General features: G+C 64.2%; 20 protein-coding genes. 8 read left to right on the plus strand and 12 right to left on the minus strand.

Features of this window, described 5'->3' with window-relative positions; genetic code table 11:
• Positions 1-24: 24 nt before the first annotated feature.
• From AVO45_RS01360 to glmM, 3 genes are read left to right on the plus strand one after another with little or no spacing between them, the layout of a single operon-like run.
• Positions 25-945 carry a dihydroneopterin aldolase gene (locus AVO45_RS01360; protein ID WP_068343665.1) on the plus strand — a complete coding sequence of 307 codons (921 nt, stop codon included), beginning with the start codon at positions 25-27 and terminating at the stop codon, positions 943-945.
• Positions 942-1,940 carry a dihydropteroate synthase gene (folP, locus tag AVO45_RS01365; RefSeq protein WP_068343669.1) on the plus strand — a complete coding sequence of 333 codons (999 nt, stop codon included), beginning with the start codon at positions 942-944 and terminating at the stop codon, positions 1,938-1,940. The genes AVO45_RS01360 and folP overlap by 4 nt, the downstream gene beginning before the upstream one ends.
• 32 nt (positions 1,941-1,972) lie before the next feature.
• Positions 1,973-3,319: a phosphoglucosamine mutase gene (gene glmM / locus AVO45_RS01370; protein ID WP_068343673.1), complete on the plus strand. Its 1,347-nt coding sequence runs from the start codon at positions 1,973-1,975 to the stop codon at positions 3,317-3,319.
• Between the two features lie 7 nt (positions 3,320-3,326).
• Here the strand turns inward: glmM and AVO45_RS01375 are convergent, their stop codons facing one another.
• Together AVO45_RS01375 and ilvC are read right to left on the minus strand one after the other, a co-directional pair.
• On the minus strand, positions 3,327-4,247 hold the full coding sequence (locus AVO45_RS01375; protein ID WP_068343675.1) for a DMT family transporter: 921 nt from the start codon (positions 4,245-4,247) through the stop codon (positions 3,327-3,329).
• Between the two features lie 122 nt (positions 4,248-4,369).
• Positions 4,370-5,392: a ketol-acid reductoisomerase gene (ilvC, locus tag AVO45_RS01380; protein ID WP_068343678.1), complete on the minus strand. Its 1,023-nt coding sequence runs from the start codon at positions 5,390-5,392 to the stop codon at positions 4,370-4,372.
• Positions 5,393-5,523: 131 nt separating this feature from the next.
• Here ilvC and AVO45_RS01385 point away from each other — a divergent pair, with 131 nt between their 5' ends.
• The gene (locus tag AVO45_RS01385; protein ID WP_068343682.1) at positions 5,524-5,979 is read left to right on the plus strand and encodes an Lrp/AsnC family transcriptional regulator; all 456 of its coding nucleotides are present in this window, start codon (positions 5,524-5,526) and stop codon (positions 5,977-5,979) included.
• On the plus strand, positions 5,976-6,434 hold the full coding sequence (locus AVO45_RS01390) for an Lrp/AsnC family transcriptional regulator (protein ID WP_068343685.1): 459 nt from the start codon (positions 5,976-5,978) through the stop codon (positions 6,432-6,434). Before AVO45_RS01385 ends, AVO45_RS01390 begins: the two co-directional genes overlap by 4 nt.
• Positions 6,435-6,440: 6 nt before the next feature.
• Here the strand turns inward: AVO45_RS01390 and AVO45_RS01395 are convergent, their stop codons facing one another.
• Positions 6,441-7,124 carry a GntR family transcriptional regulator gene (locus AVO45_RS01395; RefSeq protein WP_068343687.1) on the minus strand — a complete coding sequence of 228 codons (684 nt, stop codon included), beginning with the start codon at positions 7,122-7,124 and terminating at the stop codon, positions 6,441-6,443.
• Positions 7,125-7,381: 257 nt separating this feature from the next.
• Between AVO45_RS01395 and AVO45_RS01400 the strand changes: the two genes are divergently transcribed.
• Complete coding sequence (locus tag AVO45_RS01400; protein ID WP_068343690.1) at positions 7,382-8,509, plus strand: aminotransferase class V-fold PLP-dependent enzyme; 1,128 nt, start codon at positions 7,382-7,384, stop codon at positions 8,507-8,509.
• 13 nt (positions 8,510-8,522) lie between these two features.
• On the opposite strand, the gene AVO45_RS01405 is transcribed toward AVO45_RS01400, so the two are convergent.
• From AVO45_RS01405 to AVO45_RS01415, 3 genes are all read right to left on the minus strand, one after another.
• Positions 8,523-9,719 carry a UbiH/UbiF family hydroxylase gene (locus tag AVO45_RS01405; RefSeq protein ID WP_068343692.1) on the minus strand — a complete coding sequence of 399 codons (1,197 nt, stop codon included), beginning with the start codon at positions 9,717-9,719 and terminating at the stop codon, positions 8,523-8,525.
• Positions 9,720-9,794: 75 nt separating this feature from the next.
• Positions 9,795-10,043 carry a hypothetical protein gene (locus tag AVO45_RS01410; protein WP_068343695.1) on the minus strand — a complete coding sequence of 83 codons (249 nt, stop codon included), beginning with the start codon at positions 10,041-10,043 and terminating at the stop codon, positions 9,795-9,797.
• Positions 10,044-10,128: 85 nt separating this feature from the next.
• A complete protein-coding gene (locus AVO45_RS01415; protein WP_068343698.1) occupies positions 10,129-10,773 on the minus strand; it encodes a pyrimidine 5'-nucleotidase in 645 nt (214 codons plus the stop codon).
• A gap of 100 nt (positions 10,774-10,873) precedes the next feature.
• Between AVO45_RS01415 and AVO45_RS01420 the strand changes: the two genes are divergently transcribed.
• On the plus strand, positions 10,874-11,524 hold the full coding sequence (locus AVO45_RS01420) for a GntR family transcriptional regulator (RefSeq protein ID WP_068343700.1): 651 nt from the start codon (positions 10,874-10,876) through the stop codon (positions 11,522-11,524).
• A gap of 3 nt (positions 11,525-11,527) precedes the next feature.
• Here the strand turns inward: AVO45_RS01420 and AVO45_RS01425 are convergent, their stop codons facing one another.
• On the minus strand, positions 11,528-13,411 hold the full coding sequence (locus AVO45_RS01425) for a glycosyltransferase (RefSeq protein ID WP_240482034.1): 1,884 nt from the start codon (positions 13,409-13,411) through the stop codon (positions 11,528-11,530).
• Positions 13,412-13,493: 82 nt separating this feature from the next.
• Complete coding sequence (carA, locus tag AVO45_RS01430) at positions 13,494-14,660, minus strand: glutamine-hydrolyzing carbamoyl-phosphate synthase small subunit (protein ID WP_068343703.1); 1,167 nt, start codon at positions 14,658-14,660, stop codon at positions 13,494-13,496.
• Between the two features lie 183 nt (positions 14,661-14,843).
• On the opposite strand from carA, the gene AVO45_RS01435 reads away from it, so the two are divergent.
• Positions 14,844-15,329 (plus strand): GatB/YqeY domain-containing protein, encoded by a 486-nt coding sequence (locus tag AVO45_RS01435; RefSeq protein ID WP_068343706.1) that lies wholly within the window; start codon positions 14,844-14,846, stop codon positions 15,327-15,329.
• 36 nt (positions 15,330-15,365) lie between these two features.
• Here AVO45_RS01435 and AVO45_RS01440 read toward each other — a convergent pair whose 3' ends face one another.
• The 4 genes from AVO45_RS01440 to ctaD all read right to left on the minus strand — a co-directional run bounded on the left by AVO45_RS01440 (position 15,366) and on the right by ctaD (position 19,494).
• Positions 15,366-16,472 carry an NADase-type glycan-binding domain-containing protein gene (locus AVO45_RS01440; protein ID WP_068343709.1) on the minus strand — a complete coding sequence of 369 codons (1,107 nt, stop codon included), beginning with the start codon at positions 16,470-16,472 and terminating at the stop codon, positions 15,366-15,368.
• 70 nt (positions 16,473-16,542) lie between these two features.
• Positions 16,543-17,022 carry a DUF2244 domain-containing protein gene (locus tag AVO45_RS01445; RefSeq protein ID WP_068343712.1) on the minus strand — a complete coding sequence of 160 codons (480 nt, stop codon included), beginning with the start codon at positions 17,020-17,022 and terminating at the stop codon, positions 16,543-16,545.
• 56 nt (positions 17,023-17,078) lie between these two features.
• Positions 17,079-17,678 (minus strand): 2-hydroxychromene-2-carboxylate isomerase, encoded by a 600-nt coding sequence (locus AVO45_RS01450; RefSeq protein WP_068343715.1) that lies wholly within the window; start codon positions 17,676-17,678, stop codon positions 17,079-17,081.
• A gap of 157 nt (positions 17,679-17,835) precedes the next feature.
• Positions 17,836-19,494, minus strand: a complete 1,659-nt coding sequence (gene ctaD, locus AVO45_RS01455; RefSeq protein ID WP_068343717.1) for a cytochrome c oxidase subunit I — start codon at positions 19,492-19,494, stop codon at positions 17,836-17,838.
• Between the last annotated feature and the right edge of the window lie 6 nt (positions 19,495-19,500).

Consider the following 19,500-nt stretch of genomic DNA (forward strand, 5'->3'; position numbering starts at 1 on the left):
TTCGAGCCCGAAGAGGCCAATCGCATGAGCTCTGAAATCCGTCTTGCTTTCGCACATCCCTCGGAGAGGTCCGAGGCCACGGCCTCGCACGGTCCGCTGGACCGTATCTCGCTGAGGGACCATATCGTCGAGGTCGAGATCGGCGCCTTTCAGGCCGAACGGGGCACCACCCAGCGCGTCTGTTTCAACGTGGTGGTCGAGGTCCAGCCTCTGACCGGCCCGATCGACGATGACGTGGACCGGATCCTGTCCTATGACCGCGTGACCGAGGCCATCGCCATCGAACTTGCCGCCGAGCGGCTGAACCTGCTGGAAACGCTGGCCGAGCGCGTGGCCGAACGGATCCTGCTCGAGCCGCAGGCCGTGCGCGCCTTTGTCCGCATCGAAAAGCTGGATCGGGGGCCGGGGGCGCTGGGGGTCGAGATCGTGCGGTCCAAGGACGCGATCCATCACGATGTCGCCGCCGAGGAACGTCCGCATCCGCGTCTGGTGTTCCTGTCCAACGAGGCCATCGCCTCGGACAACCTGTCGGCGTGGCTGGATCAGTTGGAAAGCCGCAAGCGCCCGCTGATCCTGTGCGTCGGCGCGTCGGACCTGCCGGTGCCGCAGACGGGGCACGCAATGACCCAGAGGCGGATAGACCTGCTGGCCATCGAACAGAACGCCTGGGTTCTGGCGGCCAGGGATGATCGCTGCGTCGTGGTGTCCACCCGGACGGAACTGGACTGGGCGATGAAGCATCACCAGACCTGTGTCTGGGCGCCCTCGAAAATCGTGCTGGACGCGGTCGATGGCCCCTCGGCCAAGCCTGCGGATGCGGTGGCGCTGGCCGCGTGGTTCGCCGCGACCTTCGAGGCCAGCGAGATGATGGTGATCGGTGGCGATCTGCCGACTGACGCCAGCGTGCCGCTGCGCGCCGTGCCGGTGGAGCAGAGAGACCTGTGACAGAGTATTTCCGCCCGTTGGTTCAGAATGGCCGTGCCCGACCCGGCGGCGCGGTTTCGCTGGCGGGCTCGGGGCTGTGGTTCACCCATGTCGAAGTGCTGTCGCGCGACGCGCCGCCGCGCGTCGTTGAAGCTGGTGATGTTCCTGCTGCCGATCTTCTGCGGCTGACCTCGGCGCGCGCCTCCCTGGCCGGGCTCGACATGAGCCGGCCGCAGATCATGGGCATCCTCAACGCGACCCCTGACAGCTTTTCAGACGGCGGCCGCCACAACAGCGTCGAGGCCGCCCGTGCGGCGGCTGCACAGATGGTGGCGAATGGGGCGTCGATCCTCGACATCGGCGGTGAATCGACCCGTCCGGGCGCGCGGACCGTCCCCGAGGACGAAGAGATGTCCCGCACGGTGCCGGTGATCAAGGCGATCCGCGCGGAAACCAAGGCGCTCATCTCGATCGATACCCGAAAGGCTGCGGTGGCCAAGGCGGCCTTGTCGGCGGGTGCCCGACTTGTCAACGACGTTTCCGGTTTTACCCATGATCCGGCCTTGGCAACGCTGTGCGCCGAGATGCAGGTGCCGGTCTGCGTGATGCATATGCAGGGCGACCCCGAAACCATGCAGGACGACCCGCGATACGACAACGTGCTGCTGGACGTCTATGACTTTCTCGACGCCCAGATCGCCCTGCTCGAGGCGAGGGGCCTGGACCGGTCGAGGATCGTGGTCGATCCGGGCATCGGTTTCGGCAAGACCGAGGAACACAATCTGACCCTGCTGCGCAACATCAGTCTGTTCCACGGGTTGGGTTGCCCGATCCTGCTGGGCGTGTCGCGCAAGGGGTTCATCGGCCGGATCGGCCGGGAACCGCGGGCCGAGGCGCGCGCGCCGGGCTCGATCGCGGTCGCCCTGGCCGCGCTGGCGCAGGGCGTTCAGATCATTCGCGTGCATGACGTCCCGGAAACGGCACAGGCCTTGCGTCTTTGGTCCGCCGTCCGGTAATCGTGGCGCCGGAAAGCCAGTGGAGAGTCGACATGCGCAAACTGTTCGGAACCGACGGGGTGCGGGGAACCGCGAACACCCATCCGATGACCGCCGAGATGGCCTTGCGCATCGGCGCCGCCGTGGGGCGCTATTTCCGCCGCGACGCGACGGGCGTGCACCGCGTGGTGATCGGCAAGGATACCCGCCTGTCGGGCTATATGTTCGAGAATGCGCTGACTGCGGGTCTGACCTCGACCGGGATGAACGTTCTGCTTCTGGGCCCCGTGCCGACGCCGGCGGTAGGCCTGATGACCCGCTCGATGCGGGCCGATCTGGGCGTGATGATTTCGGCCAGTCACAACCCGGCCGATGACAACGGCATCAAGTTCTTCGGGCCGGACGGCTTCAAACTGTCGGATCAGGCCGAGTTGGAAATCGAAAAGCTGATCGAACAGGGCGTGAGCCCGGCGCAGGCGCACAACATCGGGCGCGCCAAGCGCGTTGACGATGCGCGTTTCCGCTATGGCGAGCGGGTCAAGTCGTCGTTGCCGCGCGATCTGCGGCTGGACGGGCTGAAGGTGGTGATCGACTGTGCCAACGGCGCCGCGCACCGGACCGCACCCGAGGTGCTGTGGGAACTCGGCGCGGACGTGATTCCCGTCGGTGTCTCGCCGGACGGCAAGAACATCAACCTGGGCTGCGGCTCGACCCAGCCGCGAGTGGCGGCCGAAACGGTGGTTGCGCATGGCGCCCATGTCGGGATCTGTCTGGATGGCGATGCCGACCGGGTGGTGGTGATCGACGAGAACGGCATGGTGGCAGATGGCGATCAGTTGATGGCGCTGCTGGCCTCACGCTGGGCCTCCGAGGGGCAGCTCAACGGCGGTGCGCTGGTCGCGACGGTCATGTCGAATCTCGGGCTGGAACGCCATCTGCAAGGGCAGGGGCTGCGGCTGGAGCGGACGGCGGTCGGCGACCGTTACGTCGTCGAACGGATGCGCAAGGGCGGCTTCAACCTGGGTGGCGAGCAATCGGGCCATATCGTCATGAGCGACTACGCCACCACGGGCGACGGGCTGATGGCGGGGCTGCATTTCCTGGCCGAGATGGTCTTGTCGGGCCGCAAGGCCTCGGAACTGGCGCGGCAGTTCGAGCCGGTGCCGCAGCTGTTGAGGAACGTGCGCTATGGCGCCGGGCAGGATCCTCTGGGCCTGCCCGAGGTGAAGGCGGCGATTGCGGATGCCGAAAGCGCGCTGAACGGCAAGGGGCGTCTGTTGATCCGCAAGTCCGGCACCGAACCGCTGGTCCGTGTGATGGCGGAATGCGAGGATGAGGGTCTGCTGGAACGCGCCGTGGAGTCGGTCGTCGATGCGGTAAAGGGGGCTGTGACGGCCTGACCAGCCCTTACATCCGGCCAAACAGGCGCCTGAGCGCGCCATATTGGCTGAGGCCCACCCCGCCCAAGATCAGCAAGAGCGCCCAGAGCAGCGCGGGGGGCAGTGGCTCGCCCAGGAAAACCGCGCCCAGAACCACGGACCAGACCGGAACCTGATAGTTGGTCAGGCTCATGAAGACCGGACCGGCCGTTCGCACCACCGTCACGCGCAGCAGATTGGCGGCGGCGGTGGGCACAAGGCCCAGGAAGGCGACCAGGAACAGGGTTCGGTTGTCGGGCAGGGGCGGTGGCCCTTCCACGATCCAGGCCATCGGAATCGCGGCGCAGGCCCCGATCAGCAGCAGAACCGAGGACAGCCCGATCGGATCGACCGGGGGCAGGCGGCGCATCAGGACCGAGGTGACCGCATAGCAGCCGGCGGCCGACAGGCAGGCAAGGCGCCCCGGCAGTTCGCGGACCTGGCCTGAGCTTTCGAATGCCTGTGATCCGATCAGGAGCGCAACGCCGGCAAAGCCCACAAGGAAACCGAAGGTGCGCCGCAGGGTCATGCGCTCGCCGGGCACCAGAAAATGCGAAAGCGGCAGGACCATCAGCGCGATCGAGGCCATCGAGACGCCGGTGAAGCCCGAGGTGACATATTGCTGCCCCCAGGAGATCAGCGCGAAGGGCACGGCCGAACTGAGCAGCGCGATGACGGTCAGCGACGTCAGGGCGCTGCGTGTTGGCGGGGTGACGAACAGGCGTCCGCCCAAGGCCAGCCAGACCGTGCAGCTGAGAAGCGCCCCGAAGCCGATCCGGAAGGCCGCCAGCCAGAACGGCGTCATGTTTTCCAGAACAAGTTCGATGATCAGAAAGGTGCCGCCCCAGACCAAGCCCAGCGTGGCCACCATGAGCCAGCTTTTCGCGGTGATGTCGGGCTGCTGTTCCATGGAACCTCTCGTGTTGCCGCGGCACTGAACAGGTGACGGTGGGGGGCGTCAATGCGGAAGGCTGCCACCCATGAAAAAGGGCGCCTTGGGGCGCCCTTTTCGCGAACCTGTCCCTATGGGGATCAGTTCTTTTCCTGATCGACCAGCTTGCCAGCCGAGATCCAGGGCATCATGGCGCGCAGCTTCTTGCCGACTTCCTCGATCTGGTGCTCGTCGTTGATGCGGCGCGTGCCCTTGAAGAAGGGTTGGCCGACCGCGTTTTCCTGCATGAAGTCACGCACGAACTTGCCGGTCTGGATGTCGGTCAGGATGGCCTTCATCTCTTTCTTGGTCTGCTCGTAGGGCAGAACGCGCGGACCCGAGACGTACTCGCCATATTCGGCGGTGTTCGAGATCGAGTAGTTCATGTTCGCGATGCCGCCTTCGTAGATCAGGTCGACGATCAGCTTCACCTCGTGCAGACATTCGAAATAGGCCATTTCCGGCGCATAGCCGGCCTCGACCAGGGTCTCGAAGCCGCAGCGGATCAGCTCGACCAGACCACCGCACAGAACCGCCTGTTCGCCGAACAGGTCGGTTTCGCATTCCTCGCGGAAATTGGTCTCGATGATGCCCGAGCGGCCGCCGCCGATGGCCGAGCAGTAGGACAGCGCGGTTTCCAGCGCCTTGCCGGTCGCGTCGGTGTGAACCGCCACCAGGCAGGGCACGCCGCCGCCCTTGACGTATTCGCCGCGCACGGTGTGGCCGGGGCCCTTGGGGGCCATCATGATGACGTCCACGCCCTCTTTCGGCTCGATCAGGCCGAAATGCACGTTCAGGCCGTGGGCAAAGGCGATGGCCGCGCCGGGCTTGATGTTGTCATGCACGTATTTCTTGTAGGTCTCGGCCTGAAGCTCGTCGGGCATGGTGAACATGATGACGTCGCACCATGCGGCGGCTTCGGCGATGCCCATCACCTGCAGGCCTTCGGCTTCGGCTTTTTTCGCCGAGGCGGAGCCTTCGCGCAGGGCGACCACGAGGTTCTTGGCGCCCGAGTCGCGCAGGTTCAGCGCGTGGGCGTGGCCCTGGGAACCGTAGCCCAGGATGGCCACTTTCTTGTCCTTGATCAGGTTGATGTCGCAATCGCGATCGTAATAGACGCGCATTTTGCCGGTCCTTTCTGTTTCGATTGATGCGTTTCTATCGGTGGCGTTTGCTATTGGCGAGAGCGTTGGGATTGAGTATTTGGGAAAAAGGTGAAGAGTAATTCTCGAAAATAACAAAAAGTGAAAAAATCATGCTCGATGATATAGACCGCCGCATTCTGCGCCATTTCCAGGCCGAACCGAGCCTGAGCACCGCCGAACTGGCCGAGCGTTGCCGGATCAGCAATGGCGTCTGCTGGCGGCGGATCGAGAAGATGCAGGCCGCCGGGATCATACTGGGACAGGAGGCGGTGATCGACTGGGCCGCCCTGGGCTATGCGGTCGAGGTGTCGTTGCGGGTGACGCTGGACAAGACGCAGGCGCGGGCCTTTGACGAGTTCACCGCGGCGGCCCGAAAGGTGCCCGAGGTGATCGAGATCCAGACCTTTCTGGGCCGCGTGGATGTCCGCCTGTCCGTCATCGCGCGGGACATGTCCCACTATCAGCAGGTGTATCGCGACCGCATACTGACCCTGCCGCATATCGCCGACATCGAGGCGTTGATGCTGATTTCGCGGGTCAAGCGGGACGAGGTGCTGCCGGTATGATCGAACTGGACGATCTTGACCGCAAGCTGCTGCGCGCTTTGGCCCAGGATGCCACGCAAAGCGCGGGTGCCCTGGGGCGGCGGTTCGGGCTGTCGCAACCGGCTACCTGGCGGCGCATAAAGCGGCTGGAGCAGGCCGGTATCATCAAGGGCCGGCGGTTGCGCCTGAATGCCGAGGCGCTTGGCTTTGGCGTGACCGTGTTTCTGGGCGTCAAATTGGCACGCAAGGGGCAGGTCAGCCTTGAGGACTTCGAGCGCGCGGTCAGCGCCATTCCCGAAGTGCAGACGGTTGAGCACGTTCTGGGGCTGTATGACTACCGGTTGCGTGTCGTGGCGCGGGACCTGTCGGATTTCGAAAGGGTGCTCAGGCGACGGATCATGACCCTGCCGGGGGCCGGCGATGTCGAGGCGAATGTTCTGCTCAGCGAAGAGCGCCTGCCCGGGCCGATCGGCTGAGACGGGTCAGTAGGAGGTTCGGATCCGATAGCCCGGGTGGTGGGTCATGCGCGCAAAGGTCACGGGCCGCCCGTTCAGCCGGGTCGTGCGCTCGGTCTGCATCACGGGGATGCCGCGCGTGGTGGCGAGGAACTCGGCCAGCCGACCGTCGGCAGCGGTTGCGAAAAAGGCCACTTCGGCCTCGGTGAATGGAGCCGCCTTCAACAGCCATTCGTGGGGGCTGGTTTGGGTGAGGTCAGCCTGTTCCACGTCCGGCACCACGTCGATGTTGATCCACCGCTCTTCGAGCTGAAAGGGGTGGTTGTTGGCGTAGTGCATGCACAGCACATGCAGGATCCGCGTTTCGGGGGAGACATCGAGTTGCGAGGCCAGCCAGGCCGGGCTGGTCACGACCTTGCGCTCGACCAGGGCGTAACGGTAGGCGGCGTTCTGTGCTTCGACCGTGTGGCGGGGCGGTGCGATCTCCAACCGGGCCTGCTTGGAAGGCGCCATTTTCACCCGCGTTCCGCTTTTCCGTTTGCGCTCGACGAAACCCTGTTCCGCCAGTTCCCGGAGAGCACGGTTGACCGTGGCCCGGGCGCAGTCGAATTCCTGCGCCAACTGAGTTTCGGTCGGCAGGACGGACCCCTGAGGCCAGACGCGACTTTCGATGCGTCGTTTTACTTCGTCGCGAACCACCTGAAAGCTCATCCGCTTTTGCGCTGTCACTGGCAAACCTGTTCTTTCTTGCTTTGGGTGTGTGTATGTGCCCTGAAACACGTCTGAGTGTAAAGGTGCTGCTGACACTGATTGGCGTCATTTCTTGTTTCTGTTGTGCCAGGGCACATATCACGACCGCGCCGGTTGCTCTGGTCATGTCGAACTGCCGGCAGATTTTGTCGGATTGACGCTTTACCAATGCCCCCGGCAGGTCCAAGAATTCGGCAACCAGACAGAAAGGACAGATCATGCCGGCACTGCTTGAAACCGTCGATCCCGGTGGCCTCGAAGAATTCTCGGTCGTTTTCACCGATCGTTCTCTCAACCACATGTCCGCCGCCTTCCAACAGGTGATGCGCGATATCTCGTCCATGCTGCGCGAGGTCTACAACGCGGATGGGGTGGCGGTGATTCCGGGCGGCGGCACCTACGGGATGGAGGCAGTGGCGCGCCAGTTCGCCCGTGGCGCCAACGTGCTGGTGGTTCGCAATGGATGGTTTTCCTACCGCTGGAGCCAGATTTTCGAAACCGGCGGACTGACGGCGAGTGCCACGGTGATGAAGGCGCGTCAGACCGGCAACACCAGCCCGTCGCCCTTTGCCCCGGCCCCGATCGAAGAGGTGGTGTCGGCGATCCGCGAGCAGCGCCCGGATATCGTCTTTGCCCCGCATGTGGAGACGGCCGCGGGGGTGATCCTGCCCGACGACTACGTCTCGGCGATGGCAGAGGCGGCGCATGAGGTGGGCGCGCTGATGGTGCTGGACTGCATCGCCTCGGGCTGTGTCTGGGTGGACATGAAGGCCACCGGCGTCGACGTCCTGATCTCGGCCCCGCAGAAGGGGTGGAGCGCCTCGCCCTGCGCCGGGCTGGTGATGCTGTCCGAGCGCGCCGAGAAGCGGCTGGAGGAGACCACGTCGGACAGTTTCGCGCTGGACCTGAAGAAATGGCGCCAGATCATGCAGGCCTATGAAAACGGTGGTCATGCCTATCACGCCACGATGCCCACCGATGCGCTGCGGATGTTCCGCGACACGATGCAGGAAACCCGCGACTACGGTTTTGATAAGCTGCGCGAGGCGCAATGGGCGCTGGGCAACGGCGTTCGGGCGATGCTCAGGGAAAAGGGTGTCGTATCGGTCGCCGCAGAAGGGTTCGGGGCGCCGGGTGTGGTGGTCAGCTATACCTCGGACCCCGAGATTCAGAACGGCAGGAAATTCGCCGCGCTGGGCATGCAGATCGCAGCCGGCGTGCCGCTGCAATGTGACGAGCCCGAAGGGTTCAGCACCTTCCGTCTGGGCCTGTTCGGGCTCGACAAGCTGTATGACGTGGAGGGCACCATCGCCCGGCTCAAGCGGGTCCTGGACCAGGTGCTGTGATCCAGGCAGGGCCTCAGCGGACGCCGAGGCCCATCTGCATCAGCGTTTTGCGCACCGGGGCCAGCGAGTAGAGCGCGTTCAGCCCCATCGCCCGCGCGTCCCTCAGCGGGCGGGCTTCGACCATCGAGGCGCGGTTCAGCAGGTCGATGCCCCTGACACGCAGTTCGATCTCGGTGTGACGGGCCTTGTGATAGGCGTCGAGCATCTGCGCGTCACCCAGCCCCTCGGGTCGGGCCTGCGCCAGATCCAGCAGGGAGCGCAGGTCGCCCAGCGACATGTTCAGCCCCTGCGCGCCGATGGGCGGGACCACATGCGCGGCCTCGGCCATCAGGGCGATGCGCTCGCCCGACAGGCGTTCGGCGCATTGGCTGATGATCGGCCAGATGGTGCGGCGCGAGGCGAGTTTCAGCGGCCCGAACAGCCCGCAGGAGCGTTCGGTCATCGCCGCCTCGAATTCCGCCTCGGGCAGGTTCAGCAATTCGACCGCGCGTGGCCCGCGCTCCATCCACACGATCGCCGACGAGGGCTGACCCTGCCAGTCGGGTAGGGGAACCAGCGTGAAGGGGCCGCCCGAGCGGTGGATCTCGGTCGAGACGTTGTCATGCGCGATCGGATGCGTGACCGCAAAGGCCAGCGCCTTTTGCCCGTAGCGGGTGGTATGCACGCGAATCCCCGCCGCCTCGCGCATGGGCGAGTTGCGCCCGTCCGCCGCAACGACCAGCTTGCAGCGGATGCGGCTGCCGTCGCCGAGGCCCACCCGCGCTTCGGCGGTGCGGGTGAACAGGCTGGTGGTCGCGGTGCCGGGGCGGAAATCCACGTTGGGCAGATCCGCCAGCCGGGCCACCATTTCACGCCGCAGCAGCCAGTTGGGCAGGTTCCAGCCAAAGGGCTGGTCCGAGATGTCGGCAGCATTGAAATCGCGCACCACGCGCGGTTCGGGCACGTCGCCGCCCGCATCGACGATGCGCATGATCTGCAAGGGGGCCGCGTGTTCGTCCAGTCGTTCCCACAGGCCGCATTGTTCCAGCAACCCGCGCGCAGGTTGCAGAAAGGCGGTGGTGCGCAGGTCGGAGCCTTCGGCGTCGCGCTCGGTCACCGGCGGGGCGGGATCGACGCAGATGACATCGAAGCCCGCCGAACCAAAGGCCGCGGCGGCGGTCAGGCCGGCGATTCCTCCGCCGGAAATCAGGATGTCACAACTGTCTTTCATCGCGTAAGCCTCTAATTCCGGGCAAAGCTTAGATGCCTGTCGCGTTAATCGCCAAGCGACATCCTGTCCCGCAAATTACCCCCGTGAGATCAGCAGCAGCACAAGGAACATCACCGGCACCATGGCCAGCGCCGGGATATAGAGCCCGGGCAGGCCGAACACCATGAACGCGCATCCCCACATGCTGACAAAGGCAATCAGCGCATACCACAGGTTCTCGGACCCGCGGTAGGTCACGTCATAGGCCATCCAGCCAAAGAGGGGGACGGCAAAGAAAAGGCGCTGCCAAAGCGGCAGGCGCCGCGGCATGTCGATCGCGCTCATGGGAATCTCCTACTGTTCGTCGCTGCGGGGCATATAGGGGTGAGGCGCCCGCTCTGGCAGGCGCGGATCGTCGCAGTTGGTGCGTTCAGATCAGGCGGGCCAGAAATCCGGCCAGATCGTCGGTGTGATGGTGGATGTGATCGGCGTCGTGAGGCTCGGGCGCGACATGCACGGTGCGCATGCCCATTTCGTGCGGGGCCGCAAGATTGCGTGGATCGTCTTCGAACATGGCCGCCTTTTTCGAGTCGATCCCGTCACGGCTGAACACCGCCTCGAAGGCGTCGCGTTGGGGTTTCGGGCGATAGCCGGCGTGCTCGACGCCATAGATGGCATCGAACAGCCCGCTCAGGCCGCGTGCTTCGAGAACCTGCTCGGCATAAGGCGCGCTGCCGTTCGTATAGACGATACGGCGTCCCGGCAGGGCGCGGATCTGCGCCGCCAACTCGGAATCCGGCTCCATGTGGGTCATGTCGACCTGATGCACCGCGTGCAGGTAAGGGTCTGGGTCAAGATCATGTTCCGCCATCAGACCGGCCAGTGTCGTGCCGTATTGCCGCCAGTAATGGGAACGCAGCCGATCCGCCTCGGGCCTGTCGACGCCGAGCGCGCGCATGACATAATCCGTCATCAGCACCTCGATCTGATCGAACAGCCGCATGTGCGGCGGGTAGAGGGTGTTGTCCAGATCGAACACCCATTGCGTGACGTGTGAGAAAGCCGGCTTCACCATGCCTCGGGTTTAGGTGCATGTGGCCGGGTTTTCAATGCCGGGCTTGATTGCAGGCCTTGCCGACGGATAGACAGGTTCGAACAGGGAGAAAACGAGAAACATGAGCCAGAGCCGCCAGAGCAACACGGACGCCTACAGCCTGATCCTCGAGGCGATCGACGTCGGCATCTACAAGCCGGGCGACCGCCTGGTGGAAAGCGAACTTGCCGAGCGTTTCGGCGTGTCGCGCACACCGATCCGCGAGGCGCTGCAGCGGCTCGAGACGCAATCCCTGTTGGAAAGGGACGGGCGGTCGCTGATCGTGGCCTCGTTGGATCACAACCAGATGGCCGAACTCTACGTGGTCCGCCGCGAGCTCGAGGGGCTGGCCGCCCGGCTGGCGGCGCGGCACGCCACCGAGGAGGAGATCCGGGTGCTGCGCGAGATGGTCGAGGCCGACGACAAGCTGGTCGGCGACCCCAACGCCCTGTCACGCGCAAACCGTCGGTTCCACGAACAGATTCACCTGGCTTCGCACAACCGCTATCTCGTGCAGCAGCTTGACCTGGTGCACCGGACGATGGCGTTGATGGCAACGACGTCGCTTGCAGCCCAAGGGCGCGGAGAGATCGCACAGAACGAACACAAGGGTATCGTTGACGCGATCGAGGCACGCGACGAGGAAAGGGCGGAAAAGGCGCTCAAGGATCATATCTCGATCGCGTTCATGACCCGCCTGAAACAGGATGCGGACAAGCGCGAGCGAAATTGAACGTCATGCCTCGGCGTGGTCCTCGGCGGCCTGACCGTGCCGGGTCTTGTCCCAGAAATAGGGCTTGATCGCCAGTTCCCACAGCGCCTTGTAGGCGGCAATGACGCCGAAGGGGAAATAGAGCATCATGGTCGGCACCCATGGTATCAGGAAGCGCCGTTGTTTCGATGCGACCGCGGTGAGGCCGACCGCGATGTTGATCAGTTCCGCCAACACGATCAGGCCGGCCAGCGCGGTCACCACCTGAGGGGGCAGCACGGAGCCCAGAGGATGCGGCAGGCCCAGGAACAGCAGCCAGAACGACCAGAGCACGGGCGCCAGCAGGAATTGTCCGAGCGTGCCCAGAAAAAAGGCCTGGAACCCGAGGAAACGCTTGAGGCCGAGATCGGCCAGCAGCCGCCGCGGAGACCGCATATGCACCAGGTAGGTCACCATGAAGCCCTTGAGCCAGCGTGACCGTTGTCGGATCCAGGGCCAGGCGCGGAAATTGGCCTCTTCATGGGTGACGGTATCGACCATTTCCGTCCGGTATCCCGCGCGGCACAGCCTGACGCCCAGATCGGCGTCCTCGGTCACGTTGTGCGCGTCCCAGCGCCCCAGTTCCTCAAGCACTTCGCGGCGAAAGAACAGGGTCGTTCCCCCCAGAGGCACCACGAGCCCCAGCCGGGCTATGCCCGGCAGAACGACCCGGAACCAGCTGCAATATTCGATGGTGAAGCAGCGCGCACGCCAGTTCGTGCGCGGATTGTAGTAGTCGAGTATCCCTTGCAGGCAGACAACCTCGGGCGGCGCCTCGGCAAAGCGGGCCGCGATCCGTTCCAACTGGTCGGGGGCGGGCGCATCCTCGGCGTCCCAGACGCCCACGATCTCGCCGCGGCAGAAGTTCATCGCGAAATTCATCGCGCGCGGTTTGGTGGTCAGCCGGTTCCGGTCCGGCACCCGGATCACCCTGATCCAATGCGGCAGCTTCACGCCGTCCAGTGCTGCGCGGGTTACGTCGTCTTTTTCTTCGAGGACGAGGATCACGTCGAGCAGCGCCTTGGGATAGGTCAGGCGGCAGAGACGGCGGACCAGTGCGCCAGCGATCTCGCGTTCCTTGTAGAGCGGCACGAGGATTGAAATGCTGGGCGACGGGGCGGGCCGGGGCGCGGCGCACGGGACTTGCTTTGCGCGCGGGCGGGGTTTGCGCGCCATATGCGCGGCGAAACCCGCGACCCGCAACGTCGCAAAAAGGAAGAGGGTGAACAGTGCGGCAAGAACCAGCGCCGCAAGACCCCAGCCCGGAAAAAAGGTGGCGAGCAGAATGGACAGGACTGCCAACAGGACGCCGGGCAGCCCCGAGGCGATCTTCCAGTCGCGGCAGCTCAGCCGTGAGGCGACGCAGGTCTCGGCGGCTTCGGCCAGCTGTGCCGAGAAAAGCCGGGCCAGCGCCGAGTGGATATGCTGCTCGGTGGCCAGAACCGGCACAGCGGTCACGTCCGCGGCGGACAATGCCGCCCGAATCGCGTCGAAGCGGTCGGGGCGGGGCGTAGCGACAAGAACGGTCTCTCCGACGCGCATCCAGGGAACGGCGTCGTTTTCCAGCCAGAAACCGACCGGCATCAGCCCGGCCAATTCGGGAGCGGGCGGGTCGGCGGCCAGGTCGGCGATCTGCACCCCCGTCTGTGCCGACATCGCCTTGAGCACGTCATCCGGCTGAGCCCACCCTTCGGCGACGATGATCCGCCCCAAGGGTATCTTGAGCCGCATCTGCAGTTGAAGGGCTTTGAGCCGTTGCGCATTGGTGATCGCGCCCTGCCGAACGAGAAGGCGCCCCAAGGGAAGCCTTGGCCGGACCGCGGGGACCGGCTGTGCTTCGGCAAAGTTCTGAACGATCCGGCGGTTCAATCCGCTGCCCCCGACACGCGTGACATGCGTCAGGGTGACGGACTGCAGTTAACGAAGCGTTAAGCCTGTTCCGAAAGCGCCCTCAGGCGGCCGTCTTGCGCGCCGCCATGGCAGCGGCAAAACGCTCGAACAGATAGAAGCTGTCCTGCGGCCCGGGCGAGGCTTCGGGGTGGTATTGCACCGAGAACACAGGGCGATCGGTCATGCGGATGCCGCAGTTCGAGCCGTCGAACAGCGAGCGGTGGGTCTCGATGACGCCCTCGGGCAGGGATTGGGCGTCCACGGCAAAGCCGTGGTTCATCGAGGTGATCTCGACCTTGCCGGTTTCCAGATCCTTGACCGGGTGGTTCGCGCCGTGGTGGCCGTGGTTCATCTTGACGGTCTGACCGCCAAGCGCCAGCGCCAGCATCTGGTGGCCGAGGCAGATGCCGAAGACCGGCAATTCGGTCGTGTCGAGAATCTCGCGGATCATCGGAACCGCGTATTCACCGGTGGCGGCCGGGTCTCCGGGGCCGTTCGACAGAAACACGCCGTCGGGCTCGTGCGCCAGAACCTCGGCTGCGGTCGCGGTTGCCGGCAAAACGGTGACGTCGCAGCCGGCCGAGGCGAGGCAGCGCAGGATGTTGCGCTTGGCGCCGTAGTCGAGGGCCACGACCTTGTGCGCCGGAGCCTCCTGGCGGGCGTAGCCGTCAGGCCAGGCCCAACGCATCTCGTCCCAGCGATAGCTTTGTGCACAGGTGACCTTCTTGGCCAGATCCATGCCCTCGAGCCCGGCAAAGCCGCGGGCGGCCGCGACCAGCGCCTCGATGTCGAAATTGCCTTCGGGGTCATGCGCCAGCGCCACGTGGGGCGCGCCCTGCTGACGGATGGCGCGGGTCAGGCGGCGGGTGTCGACGCCTCCGATCGCGATGCGGCCGCGCCGCGCCAGCCACTCCTTGAGGTTCTCGGCCGCGCGCCAGTTCGACGGGGCGGTCGGATCCCATTTGACCACCATCCCCTCGGCGACCGGGTCGGCGGTTTCGTCATCGTCGGGGTTCACCCCCACATTGCCCACATGCGGAAAGGTGAAGGTGACGATCTGTCCGGCATAGGAGGGATCGGTCATGATCTCCTGGTAGCCGGTCATCGCGGTGTTGAAGCATAGCTCGGCGACGGTCTGCCCTGTGGCCCCGAAACCCTGCCCGAAAAACAGCGTTCCATCGGCCAGGGCCAGACATGCGGTGGGCTTGGGTGTGGCGTTCTGGACCATGGCGCGACTCTCCTGCAGGGTAAATCGGCGCATACCTAAGAGGGTTGTGCCGCGTGGTCAAGTCTGATCGAATTTTGCACTATCGTTGTTTTTCAAATGGTTAGCTGTATAGCGCTGTTGTTGTATGATCCTTTCGCATTATATATTGTCTAGGTTCGAGTTCCATGGGGATGGGCAGAACAGATGGATATGCGAGCAAGGGTGAACGCAGCCCTAAAGCAAGCGATGAAGGACAAGGCGGCAGATCGCCTTTCGACGTTGCGGCTGATAAATGCGGCGATCAAGGACAGGGATATCGCGACACGCGGGTCCGGCGGCGAAGAAGCCAAGGGCTGCGGCGATGCGGAAGTTCTTGAAATTCTGGGTAAAATGACCAAGCAGCGCAAGGAAAGTGCGCGTGCCTATGAAGAAGGCGGGCGCCTGGATCTGGCCGAGCGCGAGCGTCAGGAAATTGCCGTCATCGAGGAATTCCTGCCCAAGCAGCTGGATGAGGACGAGGTGTCCGCGGCGATCGAGGCGGCGATCTCGGCGACCGGTGCAGAATCGATCCGCGACATGGGCAAGGTCATGGGCGAGCTAAAGTCGCGCTATACCGGGCAGATGGATTTCGGCAAGGTCGGGCCGATGGTCAAGGATCAGCTCTGCGCGGCGTCGAACGGCGGCTGCTGATCGGCCGTTCCCCGCAAACGGCATCCGCGCCGTCAGTCACTCAACGTAAAGTTCGGAAAGTGCCGTGTCGGTCCAGCGGCGCCCGGGATAGACGCTGTCGACGCGCAACATGATCCAGTCCAGCGCCTCGCGGTTGTCGAGGCGTATTTCCTGCCAGTCGGGCGTGTCCGACAGGGTGACCTGCTGCGACGTGCCGTCCGAGGCGAGGATGCCCAGCACCTGAACACGGGCATTGTCCCAATAGGATTTCGAGGACTTCGTGTAACCGTTGCGCAGCACGATGCGCGAGGGCCGAACCGGTTGGTCGAAGGTCAGGGCGACATATTCGCCCTCGCCGTTGCCCGGCACGCCTTCGACCCAGGCGGTGTTGCCGTTGCCGTCGAACAGATGCGTGATACCGTAGCTGTTCGAGCCTTGCGGCGCGAGGGCGGTCGAAGAGCAGGCCGTGGCCGGGCCAAGGTTCAGAAGCAGGCTGCGGCAGGTCTCGCCGGCGCGCACCGGGCGGGTGGCGCTGGCCTGCGGCGCGGGTTGGGCAGGCGACTTTGCCGTGCCTCCGCCCTGCCGGTCGATGTATCGGCTCCAGCCTCTCTCGACCGCGGCAAGCCGTTGGTGCCTTGGCGGATGGGTGGCCGATCCTTCGGCGCCCAAGGTGGACCAGAGCGATTGCGCCTGGCTGAGGGACGCGCCAAGCGCCGCCAGAACAAAGCCCGCATATTCATCCGCCTCCAGCTCGGTCGGAGGCCGCGAGCCATGCCCTGTCAGCGTGTGGCCCTGCAGGTGATGTCCTACCTCGTGGGCCATGATGCCGTATAGCTGCCAGGTGGCCAGCGGGTCGTCCTTGTAGCGGTCGATCCAGATCGGGTTGAAGGCGAGATAGCGTTCATCCTCGATGACCACGGCCGCCGCGTTGCCGACCTCGGTGGTTTCGACCACCTGGAAATTCGGGGCCAGACCGGAAACCGCGAGAATGTCGTTCACGACCGACCAGACCTCCTGCACGGAAAAGCTGTCGGCCGAGCTGAACTTGGGCACATCGATATTCACCGTTTCACACCCAATGACCGTGCAGGCGACCTGCTCGCTGGCCTGAAGCGGAAAGGCGGCAAAGATCGACAATGCGGCCGGAAGGGCAAAACGGAACATGATCTCACTCTTACTGGAACCCGAAGATGATCGAGTGTAGCCAGCCGCCCGAGCCGCGCTCAAGAAAAACCTACGACTTGAAGGCGCGGGTCAGTTCGTCGAACAGGGCAATGCGCTCGTCCTCGGACAGGAAAGAGCCGATCTCGACCTCGCGCCCACCGCCTTTCAGCGTGACGTAGTGCGGGACCGGGCCGCCCTTTTCGTGCATTTCCGCCTGCGCCCAGTAGCGGTTGCAATGCCATTCCTGAATGCGTCCGCCGGGCTCGTGGCGCACCAGCTGGGCCTGGTCGTCGGTCAGGGTCAGCACTTCGATCGTCCGCCGGTGGCGATAGTTCATTTCCAACGCAAGCCAAAGCCCCAGAACCGCCACCAGAAGAAAGGGCAGCAGTCCCCACAGAACGACAGACCCAAGAACCGCCAGAAGCGGAATGCTGCCCAGGGCGAACACGCCCAGCACCACCACCATCACACCTCGTGGCGGCAGAGAGTTGTGGGGCCACAGGTGCAACTCACGCACGGCGCCCGAATTGCGTTTCCAGTCATAGGGCATGTGTTTTCAATTAGCAGCCCGGTCGCTGGTGTCGAGCCGAATCCTGTCCGGGGCGGTCAGACCACATGGCCAACCTTGGCCCAGGACAGGGCGTCCTCCAGCCGGTCGTCGCCCCAGAACAATTCGCCGTTGACGACAAAGCTCGGTGCACCAAACACGCCCGCCGCCACGGCGGCCCTGGTTTCTTCCTCCAGCGCGCGCACGGCCTCGGGCTCGCGGGCGCGGGTCAATACGGGCAGGGGGTCTTGTTCGGTGCGGTGCAGGGCCTCGGACAGGGCCGTTTCACTGCCGGCCTCGACGCCGTCTTCGAACCAGATGCGGTAGAGGTTGCGGGTGAACAATTCGCCCCAACCTGCTCCCATGCCCAGAAGGGCGACCTGGTTGGCCAGGGCAAGATCGGAAATCGGGTAGGGCGCAGGCAGGTTCGCGTGGATCCCGTACTTGGCCGCGCGGCGCTCGATGTCGCGCCACATGTAGGCGGATTTTGCCGGCTTGCCCGCGAAGGGAATGTTGTTCTGCTCGGTCATTACCGTTCGCACGTTGAACGGGCGCCAGCGGACCGAGACGTCGCTTTCGCTGGCCAGATCGGGAAGCCGCATGATGCTGAGGAAGGAATAGGTGCTGCCGATGGAATACCAAAAATCAATCTCGGGCATCTGCGGGCCTCCGGAATATGCGAAACAAAGCCCGATCGAGAATAGCGGATTTTTGAGCCTCTGGCGATTCCCGGAGGCCGCGTCCTGTTGCCGAGCCTTCAAAGAAAAACCCCGCCGAAATCGGCGGGGTTTCATGTCAGTTGCCGTCAGGCCGGGATCAGTGCGCGTGGCCCTTGTCCCAGTCTTCCTGCTTGGGCAGCGTCTCGAACGTGTGTTCGGGCGGCGGCGAGGGCAGGGTCCATTCCAGCGTGTCCGCGTATTCGTTCCAGTAATTGTTCTGGGTCACGCGTGCGCCACGGAACAGGGCATAGAACACGATGCCGAAGAACAGCAGGAACGAGGCGAACGAGATGAACGCGCCGATCGACGAGACATAGTTCCACTGGGCGAAGGCCTCGGGGTAGTCGATGTAGCGGCGCGGCATGCCCTGACGGCCCAGGAAGTGCTGCGGGAAGAAGGTCAGGTTGGCGCCGATGAAGAAGGTCCAGAAGTGAACCTTGCCCCAGAACTCGGAATACTGACGCCCGGTCATCTTGCCGAAGTAGAAGTAGATACCGGCAAAGATCGCGAACACCGCACCCAAGCTCATTACGTAGTGGAAGTGTGCGACCACGTAGTAGGTGTCATGATAGGCACGGTCCACGCCGGCCTGGCTCAGCACCACGCCGGTCACGCCGCCGACGGTGAACAGGAACAGGAAGCCGAAGGCGAACATCATCGGCGTCTTGAACTCGATCGAGCCGCCCCACATGGTGGCGATCCACGAGAAGACCTTGACGCCGGTCGGAACCGCGATGACCATCGTGGCCAGCATGAAATAGGCCTGCTGACGCAGCGACATGCCGACGGTGTACATGTGGTGTGCCCACACGACGAAGCCCAGGAAACCGATCGCGATGATGGCCCAGACCATCGGCAGGTAGCCGAAGATCGGCTTGCGCGAGAAGGTGGCGATGACGTGGCTGATGATGCCGAAGCCCGGCAGGATCACGATGTACACTTCCGGGTGGCCGAAGAACCACAGGATGTGCTGATACAGGACCGGGTCACCGCCGCCTGCCGGATCAAAGAAGGTGAAGCCGAAGTTGCGGTCCATCAGCAGCATGGTGATGGCGCCGGCCAGAACCGGCAGCGACAGCAGGATCAGCCACGAGGTGACGAAGATCGACCACGAGAACAGTGGCACCTTGAACAGGGTCATGCCCGGGGCGCGCATGTTCAGGAAGGTCGTGATCATGTTGATCGCGCCGAGGATCGAGGAGGCGCCCGAAACGTGCACGGCAAAGATCGCAAGGTCCATCGACATGCCGCCTTCGGTCGTCGACAGCGGGGGATAGAGCACCCATCCCACGCCCGAACCCAGCTGGTCATTGCCGCCCGGCGACAGCATCGAGGCAACGCCCAGCGAGGTGCCGGCGACATACAGCCAGAAGGACAGGTTGTTCATCCGCGGGAACGCCATGTCCGGGGCACCGATCTGCAACGGCATGAAATAGTTGCCGAAACCGCCGAACAGGGCCGGGATGACCACGAAGAACATCATCAGGACGCCGTGATAGGTGATCATCACGTTCCAGACGTGCCCGTTGGGGGTGCAGGGGTCGGCCATGAAGCCTTCCATGCACATGTACTGGACGCCCGGATGCATAAGCTCGAGCCGCATGTAAACGGTCATCAGAACCGAGATCAGACCGGCGATTGCCGAGAATACCAGGTAAAGGATCCCGATGTCCTTGTGGTTGGTCGACATGAACCAGCGGGTGAAGAAGCCGCGCTGATCTTCATGCTCGTGACCATGAATGGCTGCGTCTGCCATTTAGGT

It is taken from the genome of Ruegeria marisrubri, assembly GCF_001507595.1.
GTDB lineage: Bacteria > Pseudomonadota > Alphaproteobacteria > Rhodobacterales > Rhodobacteraceae > Ruegeria > Ruegeria marisrubri.